At 70.4% G+C, this 23,304-nt stretch carries 20 protein-coding genes; 3 read left to right on the top strand and 17 right to left on the bottom strand.

Annotation, left to right across the window (positions count from 1 at the left end):
* The first annotated feature begins 86 nt into the window (after nt 1-86).
* A complete protein-coding gene (polA, locus tag U1T56_RS20425; RefSeq protein WP_418161352.1) occupies nt 87-2,819 on the top strand; it encodes a DNA polymerase I in 2,733 nt (910 codons plus the stop codon).
* Between the two features lie 69 nt (nt 2,820-2,888).
* Here the strand turns inward: polA and U1T56_RS20420 are convergent, their stop codons facing one another.
* The 12 genes from U1T56_RS20420 to rfbG form a co-directional block, all read right to left on the bottom strand.
* Nucleotides 2,889-3,068: an AbrB/MazE/SpoVT family DNA-binding domain-containing protein gene (locus U1T56_RS20420; protein WP_418161351.1), complete on the bottom strand. Its 180-nt coding sequence runs from the start codon at nt 3,066-3,068 to the stop codon at nt 2,889-2,891.
* A gap of 51 nt (nt 3,069-3,119) precedes the next feature.
* A complete protein-coding gene (locus U1T56_RS20415) occupies nt 3,120-3,722 on the bottom strand; it encodes a DUF1989 domain-containing protein (protein WP_418161350.1) in 603 nt (200 codons plus the stop codon).
* Nucleotides 3,647-4,684 carry a DUF4344 domain-containing metallopeptidase gene (locus U1T56_RS20410; RefSeq protein WP_418161349.1) on the bottom strand — a complete coding sequence of 346 codons (1,038 nt, stop codon included), beginning with the start codon at nt 4,682-4,684 and terminating at the stop codon, nt 3,647-3,649. The genes U1T56_RS20415 and U1T56_RS20410 overlap by 76 nt, the downstream gene beginning before the upstream one ends.
* 52 nt (nt 4,685-4,736) lie before the next feature.
* The gene (locus tag U1T56_RS20405; RefSeq protein WP_418161348.1) at nt 4,737-5,957 is read right to left on the bottom strand and encodes an oligosaccharide flippase family protein; all 1,221 of its coding nucleotides are present in this window, start codon (nt 5,955-5,957) and stop codon (nt 4,737-4,739) included.
* A complete protein-coding gene (locus U1T56_RS20400; protein ID WP_418161347.1) occupies nt 5,954-7,066 on the bottom strand; it encodes a glycosyltransferase family 4 protein in 1,113 nt (370 codons plus the stop codon). Before U1T56_RS20400 ends, U1T56_RS20405 begins: the two co-directional genes overlap by 4 nt.
* A complete protein-coding gene (locus U1T56_RS20395; protein WP_418161346.1) occupies nt 7,063-8,874 on the bottom strand; it encodes a glycosyltransferase in 1,812 nt (603 codons plus the stop codon). The genes U1T56_RS20400 and U1T56_RS20395 overlap by 4 nt, the downstream gene beginning before the upstream one ends.
* On the bottom strand, nt 8,871-10,001 hold the full coding sequence (locus tag U1T56_RS20390; RefSeq protein WP_418161345.1) for a glycosyltransferase family 4 protein: 1,131 nt from the start codon (nt 9,999-10,001) through the stop codon (nt 8,871-8,873). The genes U1T56_RS20395 and U1T56_RS20390 overlap by 4 nt, the downstream gene beginning before the upstream one ends.
* Nucleotides 10,002-10,021: 20 nt before the next feature.
* Nucleotides 10,022-10,984 (bottom strand): glycosyltransferase family 2 protein, encoded by a 963-nt coding sequence (locus tag U1T56_RS20385; protein WP_418161344.1) that lies wholly within the window; start codon nt 10,982-10,984, stop codon nt 10,022-10,024.
* Nucleotides 10,985-11,063: 79 nt separating this feature from the next.
* Nucleotides 11,064-12,017, bottom strand: coding sequence for an NAD-dependent epimerase/dehydratase family protein (locus U1T56_RS20380; RefSeq protein ID WP_418161343.1), 954 nt, complete (start codon nt 12,015-12,017; stop codon nt 11,064-11,066).
* A complete protein-coding gene (locus U1T56_RS20375) occupies nt 12,014-12,571 on the bottom strand; it encodes a dTDP-4-dehydrorhamnose 3,5-epimerase family protein (RefSeq protein WP_418161342.1) in 558 nt (185 codons plus the stop codon). Before U1T56_RS20375 ends, U1T56_RS20380 begins: the two co-directional genes overlap by 4 nt.
* A complete protein-coding gene (locus U1T56_RS20370) occupies nt 12,568-13,365 on the bottom strand; it encodes a sugar phosphate nucleotidyltransferase (protein WP_418161341.1) in 798 nt (265 codons plus the stop codon). Before U1T56_RS20370 ends, U1T56_RS20375 begins: the two co-directional genes overlap by 4 nt.
* Nucleotides 13,352-14,455: a CDP-glucose 4,6-dehydratase gene (gene rfbG / locus U1T56_RS20365; protein WP_418161340.1), complete on the bottom strand. Its 1,104-nt coding sequence runs from the start codon at nt 14,453-14,455 to the stop codon at nt 13,352-13,354. The genes U1T56_RS20370 and rfbG overlap by 14 nt, the downstream gene beginning before the upstream one ends.
* A gap of 174 nt (nt 14,456-14,629) precedes the next feature.
* Here rfbG and U1T56_RS20360 point away from each other — a divergent pair, with 174 nt between their 5' ends.
* Nucleotides 14,630-15,538, top strand: coding sequence for a histone deacetylase family protein (locus tag U1T56_RS20360; protein WP_418161339.1), 909 nt, complete (start codon nt 14,630-14,632; stop codon nt 15,536-15,538).
* Between the two features lie 9 nt (nt 15,539-15,547).
* Here U1T56_RS20360 and U1T56_RS20355 read toward each other — a convergent pair whose 3' ends face one another.
* On the bottom strand, nt 15,548-16,948 hold the full coding sequence (locus U1T56_RS20355) for an FAD-binding oxidoreductase (protein ID WP_418161338.1): 1,401 nt from the start codon (nt 16,946-16,948) through the stop codon (nt 15,548-15,550).
* 6 nt (nt 16,949-16,954) lie between these two features.
* Nucleotides 16,955-17,128, bottom strand: a complete 174-nt coding sequence (locus U1T56_RS20350) for a hypothetical protein (RefSeq protein ID WP_418161337.1) — start codon at nt 17,126-17,128, stop codon at nt 16,955-16,957.
* Nucleotides 17,129-17,201: 73 nt separating this feature from the next.
* On the opposite strand from U1T56_RS20350, the gene U1T56_RS20345 reads away from it, so the two are divergent.
* A complete protein-coding gene (locus U1T56_RS20345; RefSeq protein ID WP_418161336.1) occupies nt 17,202-18,593 on the top strand; it encodes a phospholipase C in 1,392 nt (463 codons plus the stop codon).
* A gap of 20 nt (nt 18,594-18,613) precedes the next feature.
* Here the strand turns inward: U1T56_RS20345 and U1T56_RS20340 are convergent, their stop codons facing one another.
* The 3 genes from U1T56_RS20340 to acs all read right to left on the bottom strand — a co-directional run bounded on the left by U1T56_RS20340 (nt 18,614) and on the right by acs (nt 23,273).
* Complete coding sequence (locus U1T56_RS20340; protein WP_418161335.1) at nt 18,614-19,969, bottom strand: NahK/ErcS family hybrid sensor histidine kinase/response regulator; 1,356 nt, start codon at nt 19,967-19,969, stop codon at nt 18,614-18,616.
* A complete protein-coding gene (gene nosP, locus U1T56_RS20335; RefSeq protein ID WP_418161334.1) occupies nt 19,966-21,087 on the bottom strand; it encodes a nitric oxide-sensing protein NosP in 1,122 nt (373 codons plus the stop codon). The genes U1T56_RS20340 and nosP overlap by 4 nt, the downstream gene beginning before the upstream one ends.
* 254 nt (nt 21,088-21,341) lie before the next feature.
* Nucleotides 21,342-23,273 (bottom strand): acetate--CoA ligase, encoded by a 1,932-nt coding sequence (gene acs, locus U1T56_RS20330; RefSeq protein ID WP_418161333.1) that lies wholly within the window; start codon nt 23,271-23,273, stop codon nt 21,342-21,344.
* Nucleotides 23,274-23,304: the final 31 nt, after the last annotated feature.

Here is a 23,304-nt window from a genome sequence, read left to right as displayed (position 1 = left end):
TCCGGCCGTCGGCAGCTTGCGGCACCCGCACCGGTCGGACCGATGCACGCTGGTCGCACCGCGGGGCTTGCGCTAGCTTTCGGCCCATGAACGACGCTGCCGCTCCCGAAAAGCGCCTCGTCCTGATCGACGGGTCGGGGTACATCTTCCGCGCCTTCTTCGCGCTGCCGCCGATGACCCGGCCGGACGGCACGCCGGTGAACGCCGTGTTCGGCTTCACCAACATGCTGTTCAAGCTGATGCAGGAGCGGCCGCAGGACGACCTCGTGGTCGTGTTCGACCACGGGCGGACGAGCTTCAGGAACGATCTCTACGACCAGTACAAGGCGAACCGCGAGGAGCCGCCGGAAGAACTGCGCCCCCAGTTCAAGCTCGTGCGCGACGCGGCGCGAGCGCTCGGCCTGCCGGTGATCGAGCTCGAGGGCTACGAGGCCGACGATCTCATCGCGTCCTATGTCAAGAAGGCCAGGGAAGCGGGCGAGCCGGTGGTCATCGTCTCCTCCGACAAGGACCTGATGCAGCTCGTGGGCGATGGGGTCGAGATGTGGGACCCCATGAAGCAGAAGCCCATCGGCCGGGCGGAGGTGATCGAGAAGTTCGGCGTGGGGCCCGAACTCGTGCGCGATGCGCTGGCGTTGATCGGCGATGCTTCGGACAACGTGCCGGGCGTGCCGGGGATCGGACCCAAGAACGCCTGCCAGCTTCTCACCGAGTTCGGCTCGCTCGAGGGCCTGCTTGCCAATCTCGACAAGATCAAGCAGCCCAAGCGGCGCGAGACGCTGCGGGAGAACGCCGAGCGGGCGCGGCTGTCCTACCGGCTCGTCTGCCTGAACGACGAAGCACCTCTGCCGCAGGGGCTCGACGAGCTGCGACGGCGGCCGTTCGATCCGAAGCAGCTCCTGGCCTTCCTGCAGGAGAACGGGTTCAAGTCGCTCGCGGGCCGGATCGAGCAGCTGGCACCTGCCGCCGAAGCCGCCCGTGCCGAGCGCCGGGAGCAGGGCGAGAAGCGCTTCTCGACCCTGACCTCGCTTTCCGAGCTCGACGCGGTGTTGGCGCGCGCTCGCGATCTCGGCCGGCTCGCGCTCGACACCGAGACCACCTCGCTCGACGTCAGCCGTGCGCGGCTCGTCGGCGTGTGCCTCGCGGTCGAGCCCGGCGAGGGCTTCTACGTGCCTTTGGCCCACATCGACGAGTTCGGCCAGAAGCGGCCGGGGCAGCTCGATCTCTCCGAGGTCGTGCAGCGACTCGCACCCGTGCTGGCCGATCCCTCGGTCCTCAAGATCGGCCACAACATCAAGTACGACATGGGTGTCCTCGCCCATTACGGGCTCGAGATCGCGCCGATCGACGACACCATGCTCATGTCCTACGTGCTGCACGGTGCCAGCCACGGGCACGGCATGGACGAGCTCGCCAAGCGCTATCTCGATTACGACACGATCCCCTACGAGGCCGTCTGTGGCAAGGGCGCTGCCAGGATCGGTTTCGCCGAGGCCGCGATCGACCGTGCGACGGCTTATGCCGCCGAGGATGCGGAAGTGACCTTGCGCTTATGGCAGGCGTTCCGGCCGCGGCTTCTGGAAGAGCGGATGCTCGCCGTCTACGAGACTCTGGAGCGGCCGATCGTTCCGGTGATCGCCGACATGGAGCGCTGGGGCGTGCGGGTCGACGCCGAGCGCCTGCGAAGGCTCTCGGCCGACTTCACGCAGCGCATGGCCGAGCGCGAGGCCGAGGCCTACAGGCTCGCCGGAAGGAGCTTCAACCTGGGCTCGCCCAAGCAGCTCGGCGAGGTGCTGTTCGACGAGCTGGGCCTGGGTGGTGCGGGCAAGCGGACCAAGACCGGCGCGCACGCCACCGGGGCCGACGTGCTGGAAGAGCTGGCGGCACAGGGCCACGAGCTGCCGCGCGTGATCCTGGAGTGGCGTCAGCTCCAGAAGCTGACCCGCACCTACACGGACGCGCTGGTCGAGCAGATCGATCCCGATACGGGCCGGGTCCACACCTGCTTCAGCCTCGCCGCCACCTCGACCGGGAGGCTGTCGTCGACCGAGCCCAACCTCCAGAACATCCCGATCCGGACCGAGGAGGGGCGGAAGATCCGCGAGGCCTTCGTCCCGGCCGAGGGCTTCGTCTTGGTCTCGGCCGACTACTCGCAGATCGAGCTTCGCATCCTCGCCCACATGGCCGACATCAAGCCGCTCAAGGAGGCGTTCGCGAGCAACGTCGACATCCACGCCGTGACCGCGTCGCAGATGTTCGGCGTGCCGGTCGAGAAGGTGGGGGCCGATCTGCGCCGCTCGGCCAAGACCATCAACTACGGCATCGTTTACGGCATCGGCGCCTTCGGCCTCGCCCAGCGCTTGGGGATCCCCCAGGCCAAGGCCAAGGAGTACATCGAGAGCTACTTCCGGCAGTATCCCGGCATCAAGGACTACATGGACCGGACCAAGGCCGAGGCGCGCGAGAAGGGCTTCGTGCGCACGCTCGACGGCCGGCGCTGCTACATCCCGGAGATCAACGCCAAGATCCCCTCGCGCCGGGCCTATGCCGAGCGCGCCGCCATCAACGCGCCCGTGCAGGGGACGGCGGCCGACATCATGAAGCGCGCCATGGCGAGGGTCTGGCGCGCGCTTCGCCGCGAGCTGCCCGAGGTGCGGATGCTGCTCCAGGTCCACGACGAGCTCGTGTTCGAGGTGCCGATGGAGCAGGTCGCGGCTGCGGAAGCCGTGATCAAGCCCGTCATGGAGGGTGCGGCCAGCCTCTCCGTGCCGCTCGTGGTCGAGATCGGCAGCGGCATGAACTGGGACGAGGCACACTGACGGTCGAGGGTCAGACCGTGCTCGGCAGATCAGCTCGATGGTGGGTCCGGTGGCACGCCACGCCCCGCGTCAGGAGGCGATAACCTTTCCCTGCGCGTGTGCGCCGATACAGAAGTCGGACAAGGGGGACAAGGGGAGGTGCGGGCGTCGCCGCGGCGGTACTCGAAGGACGCCAGTACCCGGAAGCAGGCCCGCCTTCTCGCGCACCTCGGCCGGGATGGTGACCTGCCCCTTGCCCGTGATCCGCATGAACGCGCGCTCCATTCCTGATCGCTGACGTAAGAACGGAGCGCGCCGCGGTCAATCCAGGATCTGGAAGTGGGCGTCCTTGACCACGAGGTCCTTGCCGTTGATCGGCAGCTTGTCCTGCGGGCAGGCGGAGAACGCGATCACGAGGTCCATCTCGGCGCGGAACGACACGTGCATGCCGGGCCGCGGGTCCGGGTGCGGCTCGAAGGAGAGGCGGCCGTCTTCGCGCCAGGGAATGTTCATGAACAGGTTCAAGGGCGAGGGTGTCTCCGGCACGACCAGGCCCAAAGCGCGCATGGCTTCGGCGAGGTTGTCCGTGCAGTTGCGGTGATAGTGCTTCTCGCCCAAGAGCTGGTAGCGATAGCGGTCGCAGGCCGCGATCAGCGTGTCGTGGATGCCACCCGACGTGTCCTCGACGAGGGTGAGGATCGGGCGGCGCAGGTTGGTGAGGAGCGCATCGCCGACCTCGGGCCGCAGGCGCAAGGTGTGGGCGCGGCTGTGCTCCATCGACATGAACTCGGCTAGCTCCTCGGCGTCGAACGCCCAGGTGTCCACGACCTGCGTGCCGTGGGTGTTGATCACCTTGATCGTCTGGCCTTGGCGCACGCGCGCGGCGACACCCTGGCCTGCGGGGATGAGCTGAAGCTCCGACATGTGGGGGCGACCTCGCCTGCGTCGTTGATGCTCTCGGGGCCAGAGATAGCCGAGGTCGCGGGCCGGTGCAGCCGTTGCCGACGCCGCGGCGCATGGATGCCGGCCGCGGGGTCAGCGCCCGCGATGTCCTTCGCGATCAGGGTCTCGAACGCCCGAGCGAGCTCGTAGCAGAGGACGATCTGCCGGTCCTCCGGGCTCCAGAAGGCGTTCTCCTCGCCGCAGCTCTTGAAGACGATCCCGAGGTCGTGAGGGAGCGCTATGTTCTGTGCGAGGTCTTCGGCCGCGGCCTCGATGACGCCGCTGTCCTCGAGAAACCGGATCTCATCCTCGAAGGCCGGATCGCGCTCGTAGCTGACGATGATCCTGCCGGCTTTCCGCTTCTGCTTGCGGCCGCCTTCGCCTTTGAGGTGCGGCGCCAGAAGTTTGCCCCAGCTCGCCGCCGTCTGGGCGTAGGTGGCCTTGCAGCTCTCCACCCGCTCCTCGGGCAGGCCGGTCTGGGCTGCGTATTCGGCGAAGCCCTCCGGATCGCTGCCGGCCATCAGGCAGACCGCCGCGTAATGGCGCTGCTCGTCGAGGCCGTGCTCGTCCCAGTAGACGGGCTCGTCGTCGCCGCGTTGATCCGCTGCCATCGCCCAGCCATCGGCGGCGGCGATGATGAGCTCATCGCGGAAACGGTCCGGCTCGTCCGGAATCATCAGAACGGCAGCGAGGCCGTCGACCGCGTCCTCCTCGCGGCCGAGCACCGGCAGGTCGAGCTCGCTGACCAGCGCGTGACCGGCCTCGTGATAGAAGGTGAACAGCATGTTCCCGAGGACGAACAGCGCCGTCTCCTCCTGCTCGGGGGTGAGGCCGGGCAGGATCGGCGCGTTCTCGTCCGCATCGCCTCGCGCGAAGGCCGTCGTCGCGGCGCAGAAGCCGATGGCGACGGCGAGCAGCCGGCCGTGGAGCCGGGACGTTCGCATGCATCCTCCCGAGGCAATCTCGCGTGTAGGTTGCAGGCTGCAAAAGCACGCTTCAGGCGAACGAGGCAAGCCCCTGCGCGAAAAGGCGTCGGCCGAGACCGTGCAGCAGGACGGCGGCGCGGGCGATCTCGGCCGCCGAGCGCGCCAGGGCGAAGGCCGGAAGGGCGCCGGCCGTCGCAGCGGCCCCCAGCGCCGGTGCGAGGGTCAGGAGCAGCACGAGGTTGCCGCGCAGGACCAGGCGCTCCGCGCCCAAGGCGGTGAGCGCCGCCTGCATCAGGGTCGTCGCGTGCTGCAGGAGCAGCCAGGGCAGGAGCCAGAGCAGCGCGTTCGCCGCGCCTGCATGCTCCGTGCCGAGGAGCGGCGGGAGTAGGGCGGGGCCGAGCAGGCCGAGCCCGAGCGCCATCGGCGTCGCGACGAGGGCGAGGCGGCGCGCCTCGCCGCGGAGCGTGCGCACGAACCGCTCCGGGTCGTGCCCGCGGGCAGGCAGGCGGGCGAGCGCGAGCTGGCTGGCCGCGTTCGCGAACAGAAGGGCCGCGACCGCGATCTGGCTCGCGAGCCAGTAGTCGCCGGCGGCACTCGCACCGAGCGACCAGCCGGCCACGAGGAGATCGGCGCTGAGCTGGGCCTGATTCGTGAGCGTCACCAGCATCAAGGGGGCTCCGCGCACGAGGAGCCGCCGCGGGCTCGGCGGACGACCGGCAGCCGCGGCGGGCCACGGCCGACGGAGCGCCGGCCAGGAGAGGCAGGCGGCGAGCCACCAGGAAGCGAGATAGCAGCCGGCGACGACGAAAATTCCTCCATCGCCCGGCCAGCCCAGGAGCAGGAGGAGGAAGCCCAGGGGCCGTACCACGAGCGGGCATGCGGCCACGAACGGGCGATCGTCGACGAGGGCCAGCCAGTCGAGCTGAAGGGCGATCGGCAGGATGGCGAGTGTCGCGAGGAGCACGAGCGGTGCCGCTTCCGGCCGGAGCCAGAAAGCTCCTACCGCGACCGTGGCCAGGACGAGCCCTGCGAGCAGGAGCCGCAGGCCCAGATAGCGGCGCAAGAGGTCGGGAAGCGCCTCGGGGGCGGCTGCAGCCGCTGCCGTCGCCACGCTGCGCAGGCCGAATTCCGCGACGTGGAGCGCATGGCCCTGGATGGCCAGCGCCAGCGACCAGTGGCCGAGCTCCTCGCTGCCGAGACGGCGCGCCACCAGGAAGACGCCCGAAAAGCCCAGGAGCGAGGCGAGCCCGCGCGCAGCGCCCAGGAGCAGGAGCCGCTGCGTCGCCCTCATCGCGTGGCGAGGCGGCGGTAGAGCCCGATCACCTCGCTCATGAGCCGCCCCTCGTCGAGCCGGTCCAGGTGCGTGGTCGGCCGATAGCGTCCCTCCTCGATCAGACGGGCGGCGCGACGGGCACCTTCGGCCAGGGCTTCCGGCTCGGGCGCACATAGAAAGCCGGTCCGGTCGTGCTCGAGCCAGTCGGCGACGTCGCCCACGTCGGTGCTCACCACGGGCCGCATGGCGCGCAAGGCCTCCTTCACCACGGTGGGCGAGGCCTCGTAGCGGCTGGTGAGAAGGAGAATCCCGTGCTCGGCGAGGAGTGCCGGGACGTCGTCGTGCGGGACGGCGCCGATCCAGCGGATCCGGGCCGAGGCAGGGCTGCGGGCCACGAGCCGGATCAGCTCTTTGCTGCCTTCACCGCGGCCGGCGATGGTGAGCGTCCAGTCCTCGCCGGCGGCGGCGAGCACCTCCAGGGTCCGGACGGCGAGAGGCACGTTCTTCTGGTGGCTGATCCGGCCCAGGATCAGGAGCCGCCGGGCGAGCTCGGGTCCGGGCGGTTGGCAGGACGTGCGCTCGAACAGGGCCTCGTCGTAGGCCGCGGGCACGACCTGCGCTCGCGAGAACGGTCCGGCGGCAACGGTGTGCGCCAGCTCGCGCCGGTCGCGGCTGCTGACACAGATGATGGCATCGGCGAGATTCGCCACGCGCCGTTCGAGCACCAGCATCAGGCGGCGTATCGGCACGGCGAGGCGGCCGAGCCGGCCCTCGAGCACGCGCCCGCTCATGTTGTGGTAGCTGACGACGACCGAGCCGCGGGAAGGGCACAAGAGGAGCTTCGGCCAGGCGGCGTAGTTGCGGTGGAAGTGGAACACGTCGCCGTCGTCGAATGTCCGGCGCCGCTGCCAGAACCAGCGCCAGAGCGCCAGATAGAAGCGCAGGAAATTGGAGCCGCGCGCGATGTAGAGGACCTCCGGCGCGCTGGCCCCGTCCTGGAGCCGGCTCGCGACCAGCCGGAAGGGCAGCCCGGAGCCGAGCAGGGCGCGGTGGAGGCAGCGGAAGTGCTCGGCACCGCCGCCGAGATCCTGGGCGAGGGGGTCGTTGTTGTAGAACACGTAGATCATGGTGCTGCACCCGGCTGCAACGGGGCGAGGGCGAGCTGCTCCAGCCGGTCCAGAACCGCATCGGGCGGTCCCTCGTTCTCGAGGACGGCCAGGCCGAGCTCGCGGGCGAGGCGCTGGTAGAGGGCGCGGCGGCGCGCGAAGTTGCGATCCAGGAGCACGTCCGGACGGCTTTCCCGGATCTCGGCTACGGGCCGCACGAGGACGACGACGAGTGCCGGACCGGGCAGGAGGCTCACGAGCCGGCGCCCGAGCCGGCCGAAGATCACCTCGTCGAGCCCGGTGTCGACGGCGAGATCGACCAGCGTGTCGTAGAGGCAGCGGTCGGCGAGGACGAGCCTGCGATCGGACCGGCACCGGTAGCGCCACCAGAGGTCAAGGAGATTGTCCAGAACCTGCAGGCACAGGAACGGCCAGGCGAGCCAGGGCCGGCCGGCGAAGTCGTGGTAGCCGATCCGCACCCCGGCCTGCTCCTCCTTGCGGTTGTGGCCGGAGAGGCGGGCGAGTGCCAGAAACGGCTTCGAGAGATAGTTCCGGAACCGGCTCCAGACATGACGGTGCGGGATGCCGGCCGCGGCGAGGCGGGCGGACAGGCGCTGCAGGAGGAAGGTCTTGCCGCTGCCGTCCACGCCGGTGAGCGCTACCAGCCGGTAGCGGGCGAGCCCGGTCGCGGGCTCGAGCAGCGGGGCGGCGGCCCGGCGCCAGTCGGTCCAGACGGCGGGATCGCGCGGGCTCGCGTGCGGACGGGAAGTCGCCTCGAGCAAAGCCCCGGCCAGCTCGTCGGGTGTGCGCACCACCGTGCCGCCCAGCGCGCGCGCGATCTCGCCGACACCGGGCGTGTCCAGCACGATCGTGGGCCGTCCGGAGAGGCAGGCCTCGATCACGGCCAAGGGCACCTCCGAGACGGTGACCCGGAACGGCAGGAGGAAGACGTGGCAGCGGGCGAGCTCCTGCCGCAGCAGGTCCGCGGGCAGCATCTCGAGCCGGCGCCCGATCCGGTGGCGCTGCGGGCTGTCCGCGATCCGCTGCAGGAGATGCCGGAGCGCCGCGTGTCCGCCGTCGGGACGCAGCAGCAGCAAGAGCCGCGCATCGAGGCCGCGGGCGACCGCCGCCTCGAAGGCCACGAGCACGAGATCGGCGCCCCGGAGCGAAAGCGCCGGTCCGAAATAGCCGATCGTGACGGGATCATCGCGCTGCGGCGCCGGTGGGGGAATGGCGGCGGGATCGGCCTGCGGCAGGAGGAGCTTTCCCGGTGGCAGGCCCAGGGCCGTGAACCGCTCGCGAGCGCTCGGGCTGAGATAGACGATCTCCCTCGCCCCGGAGCGGGCGAAGCCTGCCCGCAAAGCCGCGCCGGGGAGGAGCGCGTTCAGGAGCGGCAGTGCCAGAAGATGGCGCTCGCGCCAGAGCATCGCGAGCGTGAGGCGCCCCAGGAACTCCCGCAGATGGAGCCGTGGGCTCGCCATGACGAGCGCGACGGGGGCACCCAGCTCGAGCCGGCGCAGACGGGTCAGCTGGAAGGCGCCGGTGACGAGAAACACCTGCTCCACCCCCGCCACTGCCGAGCGAAGCTCGGGGCTCGCAGCACCGCTCCTCGTGATCAGACGGCCCAAGCGCTCGACCCGGTAGGGGGCGGACGGCGGCGGGCCTGCCATGTCGGTGAGGAGGCGGACCTCGTGGCCGAGGCCGGCGAGCCCCGCCGCGATGCCGTCGGCGACGTGCCAGGGCTGACGCCGCCGCCGCTCGGCCGAGAAGCCGGGGCAGACCACCGCCAGGCACCGGGCCGGCGCCGGCCGGGGCCGCGGCAGCGTCATGCGGCGCGCTCCGCGCGGCGCACGCCGTAGACGGCCTCGAGCCGGTCCACCACCTGCTCCCAGCCATAGCGGGCGACCACGAGCGCGCGGGCGGCCCTGGCCCGCGCCGCGGCGGCCTCGGGCTCGGCCAGGGTCCCGGCGATGGCCTCGGCCAGAGCCTCGGGCTCGGCGGCGCTCAAGACGGCGGGCGCGCCCTGGCCCATCTCGGCGGCGAGGCCCGTGGGCGTGGTCACGACGGGCGTGCCGCAGGCCATGGCCTCGAGGAGGGTCAAAGGCCCGGATTCGTAGTCGGCCGGGCTGACGAGGCAGGCGGCCGCCTGCAGCTCCCGGCGTACCCCGGCCCGGTCGAGAAAGCCCGCGAAGCGCACCAAAGGTGCGATGCCGAGCGCCGCCGCCCGCCGGCGCAGCGCCTGCTCGAGCGGACCTTCGCCGACGAGCGCGAGCTCGAGGCCGAGCCGGCGCGGCAGGCGGGCGAAGGCTTCGAGCAGGCGGAACAGCCCCTTCCGGTAGCCGAGCCGGCCGACATAGAGGATGGTGGGTGTGCGGCCCTCGCTCGGGGCGAAGCCGAAGAAGCCCGTGTCGACCCCGTTCGGGATCACGATCGGCCGGCCGCGCAGGCGGTAGCCCGTGGCGAGCTCGTCCGCCACGGCCTGCGAGACCGCGACGATGCTCGCCGCGTGGTCGAGATACCACTGCTCGTAACGGCGGCTGAACAGTCGGGCATTGGCCTTGATCAGTGCCGGCCACAGGCCCGGCTCGGTGATGGCAGCCGTATCCTGCAGCATCGGGCTGTGGACCGTGACGACGAGCGGTCGGTCGGTCAGGAGCGGCGGCAGGAGCGGCAGGTGGACGTGGACGAGATCCGCACCGTCCGCACCCTCGCGCAGCCAGCGGGCGAGCTCGTGCTGTGCCAAGGCGTGATGGAACGGCCGCAGCGGGTAGTGCGGGAAGTGCCGCACCCGCAAGCCCGCCGCCACCGTCTCGGCCCAGGGCGCGAAGGCGTTGCCGCGGGCGAGCACCGTCACCTCGTGGCCACGCGCTCGAAGACGAGACGCCACCTCGAGAATGTGCCGGCCGATGCCTTCGCGCGGCGGGAAGCGGTTGTTGGTGAGAAAGGCGAGACGCATGACGGCCTTCTCCCCCCTGCTCACGCCACGGCCAGGCCGCGAGCGCCGTTCCGGGCCGGCTCGGAGGTCCAGTAATAGTCCTGGCCGCTCAGCCTTCTCGCCACCGCCTGCGGCAAGCGCGGTCCGGCCATGCCGATGCGGTAGCCGAGCCAAGAGACGGCGAGATGCGCCACGACCCGAGGCAGTTCCGCGACGGCGGCTTTGCGGAGCGCCATCGTAGCGAACTGGCGTCCGCGCACCTCGTCGCGCTCGCGAGCCAGCAGAAGATCGGCGTGGAGCCGCCGCGTGTAGCCGATGTCGAACTGGCGGCGGAACGCGTCCTCGAGGCTCTGGGCGTGCGAGTGTACGACCACGGCCTCGGCGACGTAGGCGATCTTGTGCCCTCGGGCGAGAAGCTCGGCTGCGGCGATCGTCTCCTCCGAGACGAGCGTGGCCTTGAAGCCGCCGATCGCGTCCAGGGCTGCGTTCGACCAGGCGGCGCAGGCGTTCGAGCAGAAATGGGTGTAGCCGCCGTGCTGCGGCCAGTCGGTGAGGCTGCGGACATGGCTCGTCGCCGGATAGTTGAAGATCCGGCCCAGCCGCTCGACGGGAGCGGCGTCTTCGCGCGGGATCTGCCGGCCGTAAGCCACGGCGGCGTGTCCATCCCGCACGGGTGCCGTCAGCCGCTCGAGGAAGTCGTCGCGTACGGGATAGGCGTCGGGGGTGAGCATCGCCACCACGGCCGTGCCGAGGCGACGCCGGGCGAGCTCGCGGGTGAGACCGTGGTTGAAGCTCGCGCGCGGCACCACGAAGGTCTCGGCACCCATGGCCTCGGCCAGCTCCACCGTCCCGTCGCCCGAGGACGAGTTCACCACGAGCACGCGCGGCCGGAGCGGCGAGCGCAGCAGCGGCGGCAGGCAGCGCTCGAGATGCCGTCTTGCCGCGTGGGTGACGACGACGACCCCGATGGAAGGGCCATCCGTGCTGCCCGGCTGCCTCGTCATGATCCCTGCTCCCTCGCTGCCGCGCATCTTCTTCGGCGTCGGCTTCAGGGCACCATGATTGAGCAACTTTCAGTTGATTTCAATCGGATTGATTCCCGCTTTCGAGCAGGGCACGGGCGTAGCCGTCCCAGGCTGCCTCCGGATCGAGATCGGACACGAGCTCCCGTAGCGGATCGAGCCCGAGGCGCACCAGCGGCTCGTCGGCCGCTTCCGGCGGTGCGGCGCAGCGGAAGCGGCAGGGCAGGCCGAGACGCGGCGAGAGGCTGTCCGCGAGCCTTGCCGCGAACCGGTCCAGAGGCTCCGCGAACTGGCTCGGCGTCAGCCGGTGGCACCCGTCCGAGCGCTCCGGAAGGTCGTGCGCGAAGCGGGCATAGGCCGCGGCCAGCAGCTGAACCTGGAGATGGTCGCGCACGAGCTGCGGCCGGCACAAGGTCGGGACCTCGCGCCCGAGCCAGGCCGTCACGAGCTGGCGGACGAGGCCCGGCTTCTCGCACGGACCGAACGGGCTCGCGATCACGAACTTGCCGAGCGTGAGGCCGGAGCGGTCGGCATGGTAGCGGAAGACGTGCCAGGTGAGCGTCTTCGCGAGCCCGTAAGCCCCTACGGCCGCAAGCGGCCCGTCGCTCCGGCCCTCGTCGGCCTCGAACACCGTTCCGGTGAGGAGCAGCGTGCGGCAGCCCGCATCGGCGAGCGCTTCCAGCACGCGCTCGATGGCGCGCGTGTGCGCGACCGTCGCGGCCAGCGGGTCGAGGGCGGGGTCGCGATGATCGCCCGCCTTGGCGCCGTGGTGGCAGAGGATGTCGAGCGGCCGGGAGGCCCGGATCAGCGCCAGGAAGCACTCGCTGCCGAACGGGCAGGCCTCGATCAGCCGGCAGGCGCCGGCGATCCGGGCGAGGCGGGAGCGCCGGTCGGCGTCGCCCGCGTCCAGCCGGCTGCGCAGCGGTGCGATCACCTCGCAGCCTCGCCCGGCGAGGGCTTTGGCGAACCAGGCGCCGGTGAAGGAGCTGGCGCCGGTGAGGAGAACCCGCATCATGCCGCCGGGGCGAAATCCGGCAGGGCGGCGTCGCGTGGCGAGATCACGCGCGGCGGGAACGGCCAGGGAAGGGCGAAGGCCGGATCGTCCCAGCGCACGCCGCGCTCACGGGCGGGATCGTAGGCGGCGCTCACGAGATAGAGGACGAGGGTTCGATCCGCGAGCGTGAGGAAGCCGTGCGCGCAGCCCTCGGGGACCACGACGATCCGCCGGTTCGCGGCCGAAAGCTCGACCGGGGCATGACGGCCGTAGGTGGGCGAGTCCGGCCTCAGGTCCAAGACGATGTCGTGGAGCGCACCGGCGAGGCAGGTCACGATCTTGACCTCGGCACCGGGCTTTTCCTGCCAGTGCAGCCCGCGCAGCGTGCCCCTTTGCTCGGAGAAGGAGAGGTTCGCCTGCGCCACCTCGGCCCCGATACCCAGCGCCTGCAGCGTCTCGCGGCAGAAGCAGCGGGCGAACGAGCCGCGCTCGTCCCGATGGGGCAGGGTCTCCAGCACGGCCATGCCGGGGAGCGGACGGTCGAGCAGGCGCAAAGGTGCCCGAGCCCCCGTCATTTCCAGGGTGCTGCCCCGCTTTCCCACAAAGCCAGCACCTCCTCGCGGTCGCGCAGCGTGTCGACGCACGACCAGTAGCCCTGATGCCGGAACACGCGAAGCTGCCCCTCCCGCGACAGCCGGGCGAGCGGCTCCGCCTCGAGCGTGCAGCTATCCGTGGGCGAGAGATAGTCGAGGAAGGGGCGGCGGAAGAAGAAGAAGCCGCCGCTCGCCGTCTGGCCCGTCTGCCGCGGCTTCTCGACGAAGCTCGCCGTCCCGTCCTCGTGCAGCGTGAGCTGGCCGAAAGGCGAGGGCGGATCGATGCCGAGCACGGTACCGATCCGGTCGTGGGCGAGATGGAAGCGCAGCTCCGCGCCGAGATCGGCATCGGTGAGGCCGTCGCCGTAGGTGACGCCGAAATGCCCGGCATCGCCGAGATAGCGGGCCGCGGCACGGGCGAGACGGCCGCCGGTCATGACGCCGGTGCCGGTAAAGGCCACCGTCACCTCCCAGTCCGGCAGGCGCTCGCGCTGGTGATAGCTGATGGTGTTCCGGGCGAGATCGACCGTGTAGTCGCTGTTGAGCGCGGCGTAGTTCGCGAAGTAGCTGCCGATGACCTCGCTGCGGTGGCCGGTGCAGAGCACGAAACGGCGAAAGCCGAAGCGGCCGTAGCAGGACATGATGTGGAGCAGCATCGGCTTCTCGCCGATGTCGAGCATGGGCTTGGGCCGCATCGCCGCGATCTCGCCGAGCCGCGAGCCCTGCCCGCCGCACAAGACGAAGATCGGCACGTCGGCCGGCTCAGGCGAAAGCATGGCGGGGCTCGATGTGCAGGAGGTAATGGTCGGCCGGCAGCGCCATCGCCTCGTAGGCGCGGATCTGGTCGATCAGCCAGCCGGTGCTCCGCCCCCTCAGGAGGGCGCGATAGCCGTCCACGGCCCAGGCCACGGCCTCCTCGGTCGAGAGCCGCGGCCGCCAGCCCAGCCGGTGGCGCGCCCGCTCGCTGCACAGGAGGAGGGTCGGCACCTCGGGGGCGAGATCGCTCGCTGCCCGGCGCCAGCCGCCGCCGCCGAACCGCTCGGCGGCCACGGCCGCGATCCTGGCCGCGGTCCAGCTCGGGTCCTGGTCCGGCCCGAAGTTCCAGGCGGTGGCGTGCGCGGCGGGATCGGCCGCTAGGCGCTCGGCGAGCAGGAGATAGCCCGAGAGCGCATCCAGCACGTGCTGCCAGGGCCGCACGCCGGCCGGGTGACGCAAGTAGGCCGTCTCGCCCGCCGCGAAGGAGCGCATCAGGTCCGGCAGGAGCCGGCCCGGCGAAAAATCGCCGCCACCGATGACGTTGCCCGCGCGCGCCGTGGCGAGGCCGATGCCGGCGCTCGGCGGATAGAAGCAGGCGCGGTAGGCCTCGGCCACGATCTCGGCGCAGGCTTTGCTGGCGCTGTAGGGATCGTGGCCGCCGAGCGGGTCGCCCTCGCGGCAGGGGCGCTCGGGCCGGGCGTAGCACTTGTCGCTCGTGACCACGACGACGGCACGCAAGGAGGGCAGGCACCGTGCCGCATCGAGCAGGTTGGCGACACCCATGACGTTGCTCTGGAACGTCGCCAAGGGATCCTGCAGGCTCCTGGTCACGAGCGGCTGGGCGGCCAGATGGAGCACGATCTCCGGATCGGCGTCGCGCAAGGCGGCGGCGAGGCGGCCGCGGGCGCGGACGTCGACGATCCGGCTGTCGATCCGGTGGGCGAGGCCCGTCGCCTCGAACAGCGAGGGCTCGGTCGCGGGCGGGAGTCCGATGCCGGTCACTTCCGCACCCAGCTCGTACAGCCAGTGGCAGAGCCAGGTGCCCTTGAAACCCGTATGGCCGGTGACGGTCACCCGTCGCCTCGACCAGAAGCGCTCGTGCGTCGTCATCGCCCACCCTCGCTCGTCGGTCCGCCTTTATCAACCATAAGGCGATTGTTGGTTGCATAATATCGTTCGAAGGGAAAAGCAAGCTTCGTTCTTGCCCGAGGCGGGCGCACGCATGGTTGCCGTGCGTTCGGGACCGGGTTAGCTGCTCGTGGGCTCGAGGAGGCTCCGCACCCGATGCGCGCACCGGTCGTCCATCATCCCGCCTATGTCACCCCGCTGCCGGCGCAGCATCGCTTTCCGATGCCGAAGTTCGGCCGGCTGCTCGTCTGCCTGCGCGAGACCGGCCTCGTGCGGCCGACGCAGGAGTTCGTGCCGGAGCCCGCGCCGCGCGCCTGGCTCGAGCTCGCCCACGAGCCCGGCTACGTCGCCGGCATCCTCGGGCAGCGCCTGGACGAGGCCGCCATCCGCCGTCTGGGCCTGCCGCTCTCTCCCGTCCTGGCGCTGCGCGGCCGCTGTGCCGTGGCCGGCACGATCCTCACGGCCCGCCTCGCCCTCGAGCACGGCATCGCCTGCAACACTGCGGGCGGCAGCCATCACGCCTTCGCCGGTTTCGGTGCCGGCTTCTGCGTCTTCAACGACGTAGCGGTAGCCGCCCGCCTGCTGCTCGCCGAGGGTCTGATCGGCAAGGCCCTCGTGATCGACCTCGACGTGCACCAGGGCGACGGCACGGCCGCGATCTTCGCGGACGACCCGCGCGTCGTGACCTTCTCGGTCCATTGCCGCGTCAACTTCCCGGCGAGAAAGCAGCAGAGCGACGTCGACGTGGCGCTGGACGCGGGCGTGGGCGACGAGGACTACCTCGCCGTGCTGGAGGCGATCCTGCCTGCCGTGCTCGACCGGGTACGGCCGGACCTCGTGTTCTACAACGCCGGGGTCGATCCCCATGCCCTCGACCGGCTGGGGCGCCTTTCGCTCAGCGATGCCGGGCTCGCCGAGCGCGAGCGCTACGTGCTTTCGGTGGTTCGTGCGCGCGGCCTGCCGCTCGCCTGCGTGGTGGGCGGCGGCTATGCCCATGATCTCGACGTGCTGGCTCGCCGCCACGCCATCCTGCACGAGGCGATCGCGGCCCTCCCGGACTGGTAGCCGGTCCGCTCAGACCCGGACGACCTTGCCCGGGTTGAGGATGTTCAGAGGATCGAGCGTGCGCTTGATCGCTGCCATCACCTCGATCGCTTCCCCCGCCTCCTCGGCGAGGCTGTCCATCTTGCCCATGCCGACCCCGTGCTCGCCGGTGCAGGTGCCGCCCATGGCGATGGCGCGCCGCACGAGCCGCTTGTTGAGGGCCGCGGCCTTCGCCATCTCCTCCGGGCTCGCGGGATCGACCAGCATCTGGAGGTGGAAGTTGCCGTCGCCGACATGGCCCACGATCGGGGCGAGCAGCCCGGCCTGCGCCACGTCCTCGCGCGTCGCATGGATGCATTCGGCGAGCGCCGAGATCGGCACGCACACGTCGGTCACCCAGCTCTTGGCACCGGGCCGAAGCGAGAGCCCTGCATAATAAGCGTCGTGGCGCGCCTGCCACAGCCGGTTCCGGTCCTCGGGCCGGGTCGCCCACTGGAAGCCCTCCGCACCGCAGTCCTCGGCGATCGCCATCGCCTGCTCGGCCTGCTCCTTCACCCCGGCCTCGCTGCCGTGGAACTCGTAGAACAGGGTGGGGGCCGCGGGATAGCCTTCGAGCTTGGAGTACTGGATACAGCCCTGCATCTGCAGCTCGTCGAGAAGCTCGATCCGCGCGACCGGGATGCCGGCCTGGATGGTCTGGATCACGGCCCGGACCGCATCGTCGACGCTTCCGAAGCTGCAGACCGCCGCGGAGATCGCTTCCGGGATGCCGTAGAGCTTGAGGGTGATCTCGGTGATGACGCCGAGCGTCCCTTCCGAGCCCACGAACAGGCGGGTGAGGTCGTAGCCCGCGGCCGACTTCCGCGCCCGCCCGCCGGTGCGGATGATCCGGCCATCGGCCAGCACCACGGTCAGGCCCAGGACGTTCTCCCGCATCGTGCCGTAGCGCACGGCGTTGGTGCCCGACGCGCGGGTCGCGGCCATGCCGCCGATGGTGGCGTCCGCCCCGGGGTCGATCGGGAAGAACAGGCCGGTATCGCGCAGGTGCGCGTTGAGCTGCTTGCGTGTGACGCCGGCCTCGACCGTGACGTCGAGATCCTCGGCATGGACCGCGAGCACCCGGCTCATGTGGCCGAGATCGAGCGAGATGCCGCCGCGTACGGCCGCCACGTGGCCCTCGAGCGAGGTGCCCACCCCGAACGGCACCACCGGGATCGCGTGCTCGGCGCAGATCCGGACGATCCGGCTCACCTCCTCGGTCGATTCGGCGAACGCCACCGCATCGGGCAGATGCGGCGCATGGTAGGCCTCGCCGCGCCCGTGCTGCTCGCGCAGCGCTTCGGCGGTCGTGAACCGGTCGCCCAGGAGCTGGCACAAGGCGGCGAAGGCGCGGGTCTGGTCGGGTTGGTTCCGGGTGGCGGTCTCGGCCATGGCGGATCATCCGGGAAGCGGACTCGAGAAGGCGTTGTAGGACGGCTCGTCCGGCATGGCCAGAGAATGCTCCCCGTGACCACGGCGGAAGATCGGCTCGTCCATCTCGTGGCGCACGGCGTGATCGGGCCTGCCGGCCGGCTCGCAGCGCGGATCCTCGGCCGCGTCGGCGTGTCGCAACGGCTCGTGAACGCGGCAGGCGGGCCGGATGCGGTAGTCCTGCCCGAATGTCGTCTCTGTCGGGAGCAAGCCCATGAACGCTGCCTTGGATCGGGTCGAGACCTTGGTGCTCCTCATGCTGGAGAATCGGTCGTTCGATCACATGCTGGGCTATCTCGGCCTGAGCGGTCCCGGCCGGCTGCCGGTGGACGGCCTCTCGGTCGATCCGGCTTGGCTGCAGCAGCACGCCAATATGTGGCGCGGGACGGCCTATCCACCGTTCCAGCTCGGCGCCCAGAGAATCCCGGACCCGCCGCACGAGCGCGACGACATGGCGCTCCAGATCGGCACGCCACCGGCACCGGATCGGCCGCCGCCGCTGGACGGCTTCGTCGCGAGCTTCATGCGCCAGAAGAACCCGCCCGGCGATCCGTCGCTCGTCATGGGCTACTACACGGCCGCGGCCGTGCCGGTGTTCGATTTTCTCGCCAGGAGCTTCACCGTCTGCGACCACTGGTTCTCCGCCATCCCGACCGGGACGCAGCCCAACCGCCTGATGGCGATGAGCGGCGCGACCTCGCTCGCGGACAACACGCCCTACCTCCTGCCCGATCAGGAGCTGGTCTACGACTGGCTCACCGCCCGCGGGGTCTCCTGGTGCTCCTACCAGAGCGGCCCGTATCTGCCTTTCTTCAGCCTGATGCCGCGCTGGCAGGAGGTGATCCTGGCCTCGCTGGCGCTCGACGAGCTGGGCGGGCACGGGCGCTTCCGGCGCCTGAAGCGCTTTCGCGACGACTGGACCTCGCGCTCGGCCATGCCGCAGGTGATCTTCATCGAGCCCGAGTACACGGACGGCCCCCGCACCGCGCCCAACGACGATCATCCGCCCACACCCGTGGCCCCCGGCCAGCAGCTCGTGGCCGCGGTCCACGACACGCTGATCGCCAACCCGGAACGCTGGTCGCGGACCGTGCTGATCGTGACCTACGACGAGCATGGCGGGTTCTACGACCACGTGCCGCCGCTGCCGATTCCGACCGAGGTGCCGCGGCTCGGCCCCGCCGCCCGCTTCGGGAGCACGGGCCTGCGCGTGCCCGGCCTGATCGTCTCGCCCTTGGTCGAGCCCGGCAGCGTCTATTCCGGCCCGCTCGACCACACCTCGATCCTGCAGCTCCTGGCCGAGCGCTTCGACCCCGGCCGGACCTACTCGGCCGCCGTCAGCAGCCGGCAGCCGCTGCTCTCCCCCTTGTCCGCGGTCCTGACGCGGACCGAGCCGCGCCGGGAGTTCCAGCCGGCCCCACCCGTCGTCGCAGCCCCAGCACTCGTGGCGGAGGCCGGCATGCCGGCCGAGGCGTCCGCTGTCGACGTGAACGCGCGAGCGCTCTACCATGCCGGCGCCATGATGGTCCGCAGCCAGCCGCAGCTCGTGGCCGAGCTGATGCCGCAGCTCGCTGCCTACCTCGAGGGGCCTCCCGCGCCGGCGTGACCTGCCGGCAGATCGCTACGTCACATGCCGACGGGCGCGAGCAGGTGGCGCATCATGGCGCGGAGCTGCGCCGGCCGCACCGGCTTGTTGAGGAGCGGCAGCCCCAGGGCCCGGATCTCGCGCTGGGCCTCCGGCATCCGGTCGGCGGTGATGATCAGGCCCGGTAGCTGGTCGCCGTAGGTCGCGCGCAGGCGGCGCACGGCGTTCGTGCCGAGCTCGCCCTCGTCGAGATGGAAGTCGGCGATGACGAGATCGGGCCGGCGGGCGCAGGCGCACAAGGCGGAGATGGCGCTCTCGGCCGAGGCTTCGGCGATCACCTCGAACCCCCAGCCCTGCAGCAGCGCCTGCATGCCTTCCTGGATGGCGCGCTCGTTCTCGATGACGAGGACCAGCGCGTTGCGCAGGGCGGCAGGCGAGCCGTCCACCGCCGGCCGGGGCGCCGCGAGCGGACGGCCCGCACGGCCGGCCGGAACGTAGACCAGGAAGCGGGAGCCTCGCCCCGGCGCCGAGCGCACCTCCACGCGGTGGCCGAGGAGCCGGGCGATCCGCTCGACGATGGCGAGCCCGAGGCCGAAGCCGCGGTCGCGGGTGTCGGGAGCGTTGCCGAGCCGCCTGAACTCCTCGAAAATCTCCCGCTGCTTGTCGGGCGGGATGCCCACGCCCGTGTCGCCGACCTCGACGACGAAGCCGCCGCCGGAGCGGCGCACGCCGACGATCACGCGGCCGGCGAGCGTGTAGCGGATGGCGTTGCTCAAAAGGTTGCGCAGGATCCGCGAGAGGAGGTGCGGGTCGGTACGCACCACCGCACTCGACGGCACGAACCTGAGGGTCAGGCCCTTCTTCTCCGCGAGCGGCGCGAACTCGGCGACGAGCGGCTTCAGGACGGCCGCAAGCGGCACGTCGCCGATCTCGGCCGTGGTCACACCGGCGTCGAGCTTCGAGATGTCGAGCAGCGAGCCCAGGAGGCGCTCGATCGATTCGAACGCGATCTCGATGTTCTCGATGAGCTGCCGGCTCTTCGGCGTCTGGTCGGTCTCGCCCAGGGCCGAGAGAAAGAGGCGTGCCGCGTTCAGGGGCTGCAGAAGGTCGTGGCTGACCGCAGCGAGGAAGCGGGTCTTGCTCTGGTTCGCCTGCTCGGCCTCGGCCTTGGTCTCGGCGAGCGCCCGGTTCGAGGCCTGCAGATCGCGCAAGGCCTGCTCGAGCGCCGCCGTGCGCTCGCGCACCTTGCCCTCGAGCAGGATCGCGGTCTCGAACAGCGCGAAGTCGTTGCCTTGCATGTCCATGCTGCGCTCGACGCGGCGCATCAGCACCTCGTTGATCTTGCGCAGCTTGGCGTTCTCCTTGAGGAGCTGCTCGTGAGAGTCGCCGGTGCTCAAGCGTCCGGCTCCTCGGCACGCCCGATCGCGACACCGGTGAAGGTCTGGTTCACGTGCATCGAGCGGAACTGCTCGCCGAAGGTCGAGAACCCGATCACCCGGTTCGCCTGCAGGAGGCGTGCCACCTTGTGCTTGGTCTGATTGCGCTCGCACTCGAGCTTCCGGAGCACGCAGTCGAAGCCGATGACCGCGGCGGGCTCGCCGATCTCGCTCCGGATCTCGGCGAACAGGTCCTCGAGCCGGCTGTAGAGGTCGCGCCCCTCGGCCAGCGTGAGGACGAGACCCTCGTCGATGGCGCAGTAGAAGGTGAGGCTGCCGTCCGGGTTGGCCTTCTGGATCGAGCGGACATATTCGGCGCCGCCCAAGCGGACGACGAGCGGATGGGTCGCGAACACCATGGGTGTCAGAGCGTCCACCTCATAGCCGATGACGCGCGCATACTCGGCCACCGCAGGCTCGGCGTTGATCTCGGTCACCACCCGGCGCGCGGGATCGGCCCCGGTCACCACCATGCGCTTCCCGGAGCTCACGAAATGCTGGTTGCGGAACGGGCGCACCGGCACGTCGCTGCCGACCAGCAGGAGCACGCCGCTGTCGGTGTGGAAGGCGCCATCCACGAACACGCTGGTATGCTCGAAGGTGAGGCCGTCACCGGCCGAGGCGCCGAAGACCGGGATGTCGCTCAACACGCCGCCGAGGCACGACATGACGAGCTCCTCGCGCTGCGACAGGCCGTCGAGGAGCACCATGGCGAACTCGTGCCGGGGTGGATGGCCGAGGCGGGCGCGCAGCGTGGCGCGCAGAGCTTCCGCGACGTCGCCGCAGCGGGTCAGCTCGAAGTCCTTGAGAGGGCCGAGGCGCACGGCCGCCGCCTCGAAGGTCGGCCTTGCGAAGCTGATGCCGGTGACGGCGTTGTCGAGATAGCCATCGGGCGTGATCTCGCCGGCGCTGGTGCAGCCCACGACCAGAGCCGGGCCGAACAGCTCGTTCAGCGTCCGCGCGAAGCCCGACGTCTCGTATTCCGGTGCACAGAAGAACAGGACGAGGCTGGCGTCGTCCTGAACGAGCTGAGCATGGAGCTCGCGCGCGGCCTGAACCGGGTTCGTGGCCGTCGACACGCCCTGTCGGATCGGCGGGAACGGCTCGCTGCGGGATGGGGTTGCTGCCATACGTCTCGCTACGGCTTGCCTCGGGTCCGGAATGTCCGTCCACGACGGCCAGGATCGGTCAGCGGCCAGTGCCGGGGCAAGTCCTACCTTAGGGTCGATGGACAGTCGCGAGCCGGGTCGATCGTCGCAGCCGGGGATCGTCGACAAAAAGGGGGAGGCCGCGGCCTCCCCCTCGCCGTTTCGAGCCGCCTCGAAGCTGCCGCTCAGAGGCTCTTGCGGTTCTCGATCAGCTCGTCGACCACGGCAGGATCGGCCAGCGTCGAGGTGTCGCCCAGATTGTCGAACTCGTTGGCCGCGATCTTGCGCAGGATCCGGCGCATGATCTTGCCCGAGCGGGTCTTGGGCAGGCCCGGCGCCCACTGGATCACGTCGGGGCTCGCGATCGGGCCGATCTCCTTCCTGACCCAGGCGACGAGCTCTTTCCTGAGATCCTCGCTGGGCTCGATGTCGGCCTGCAGCGTCACGTAGCAGAAGATGCCCTGGCCTTTGATGTCGTGCGGGTAGCCGACCACGGCCGCCTCGGCCACGGCCGGGTGTGCCACGAGAGCGCTCTCGACCTCGGCCGTGCCCAGACGGTGGCCGGAGACGTTGATCACGTCGTCGACACGGCCGGTGATCCAGTAGTAGCCGTCCTCGTCGCGCCGCGCGCCGTCACCGGTGAAGTAATAGCCCTTGAAGGTGCTGAAGTAGGTCTGGACGAAGCGCTCGTGGTCGCCGTAGACGGTCCGCATCTGGCCGGGCCAGCTGTCGACCATGACGAGGTTGCCCTCGGCAGGCCCCTCGAGAATCTTCCCGTCGTTGTCGACCAGCGCCGGCTGCACGCCGAAGAAGGGCAGCGTCGCCGAGCCGGGCTTCAGATCGATGGCCCCAGGGAGCGCGCTGATCAGGATGCCGCCGGTCTCGGTCTGCCACCACGTGTCCACGATCGGGCAGCGGCTGTCGCCGACCACGCGGTGGTACCACTTCCAGACCTCGGGGTTGATCGGCTCGCCGACCGAGCCCAGAAGCCGCAGCGACTTGCGCGAGCTCTTCTTCACGGGCTCGTCGCCCTTCTGCATGAGCGAGCGGATCGCCGTCGGCGCCGTGTAGAAGATCGTCACCTTGTGCTTGTCGATCACGTCCCAGAAGCGCGTGATGCTGGGATAGGTCGGAATGCCCTCGAACATCAGCGTCGTGGCGCCGTTCGCGAGCGGCCCGTAAAGGATGTAGCTGTGTCCGGTGACCCAGCCCACGTCGGCCGTGCACCAGTAGATGTCGCCGTCCTTGTAGTCGAAGACGTACTCGTGGGTCAGCGCCGCGTAGACGAGATAGCCGCCCGAGGTGTGCAGCACTCCCTTGGGCTTGCCGGTCGAGCCCGAGGTGTAGAGGATGAACAAGGGATCCTCGGCGTTCATGCGCTCCGGCGGGCAGTCGGCCGAGGCCTCCTTCATCAGCGGCCCGGCGTCGATGTCGCGGCCCTTTTTCATCGGCACGTCCAGGCCGGTGTGCCGGAACATCAGGATCTTGACGTCGGCCGGGCACTTCTCGAGCGCCTTGTCGGCGTTCTCCTTGAGCGGTACCGCCCGGCCGCCGCGCACGCCGCCGTCGCAGGTGATGACGAGCTTCGACTGCGCGTCGTTGATCCGGTCGGCGAGGCTGTCGGGCGAGAAGCCGCCGAACACCACCGAGTGGATGGCGCCGATCCGGGCGCAGGCCAGCATGGCATAGGCCGCCTCGGGGATCATCGGCAGGTAGATCGTGACCCGATCACCCTTCTTGACGCCCTGCGCCTTCAGCACGTTCGCGAGCTTGCACACCTTCTCGTGCAGCTCGCGGTAGGTGATCTTCCGGTCGATGTTCGGGTCGTCGGCCTCCCAGATGATCGCGACCTGATCACCGCGCTTCTCGAGATGGCGGTCGACGCAGTTGTAGCAGACGTTGAGCTCGCCGTCCTCGTACCAGCGGATACGAACGTCACCCTCGAACGAGGTGTTCTTGATCCGCGTGGGCTTCCTCATCCAGTCCAGGCGCTCCGCCATCTCGGCCCAGAACCCGTCCGGGTCCTTCACCGAGCGCTCGTACATCGCGCGGTACTTCGCCTTGTCGCAGCGGCTCGTCTCCGCCCACTGCTCGCTGACTGGAAAAACGTCCGACATTAGCCCCCTCCGTCGCGAGTGCACCGAAGCG

The sequence above is a fragment of the Benzoatithermus flavus genome, from assembly GCF_037908215.1.
GTDB classification, from domain to species: Bacteria; Pseudomonadota; Alphaproteobacteria; order Geminicoccales; family Geminicoccaceae; genus Benzoatithermus; species Benzoatithermus flavus.
Note: the sequence above shows the minus strand (reverse complement) of the source record. Positions and strands in the feature narration are given on the sequence as shown.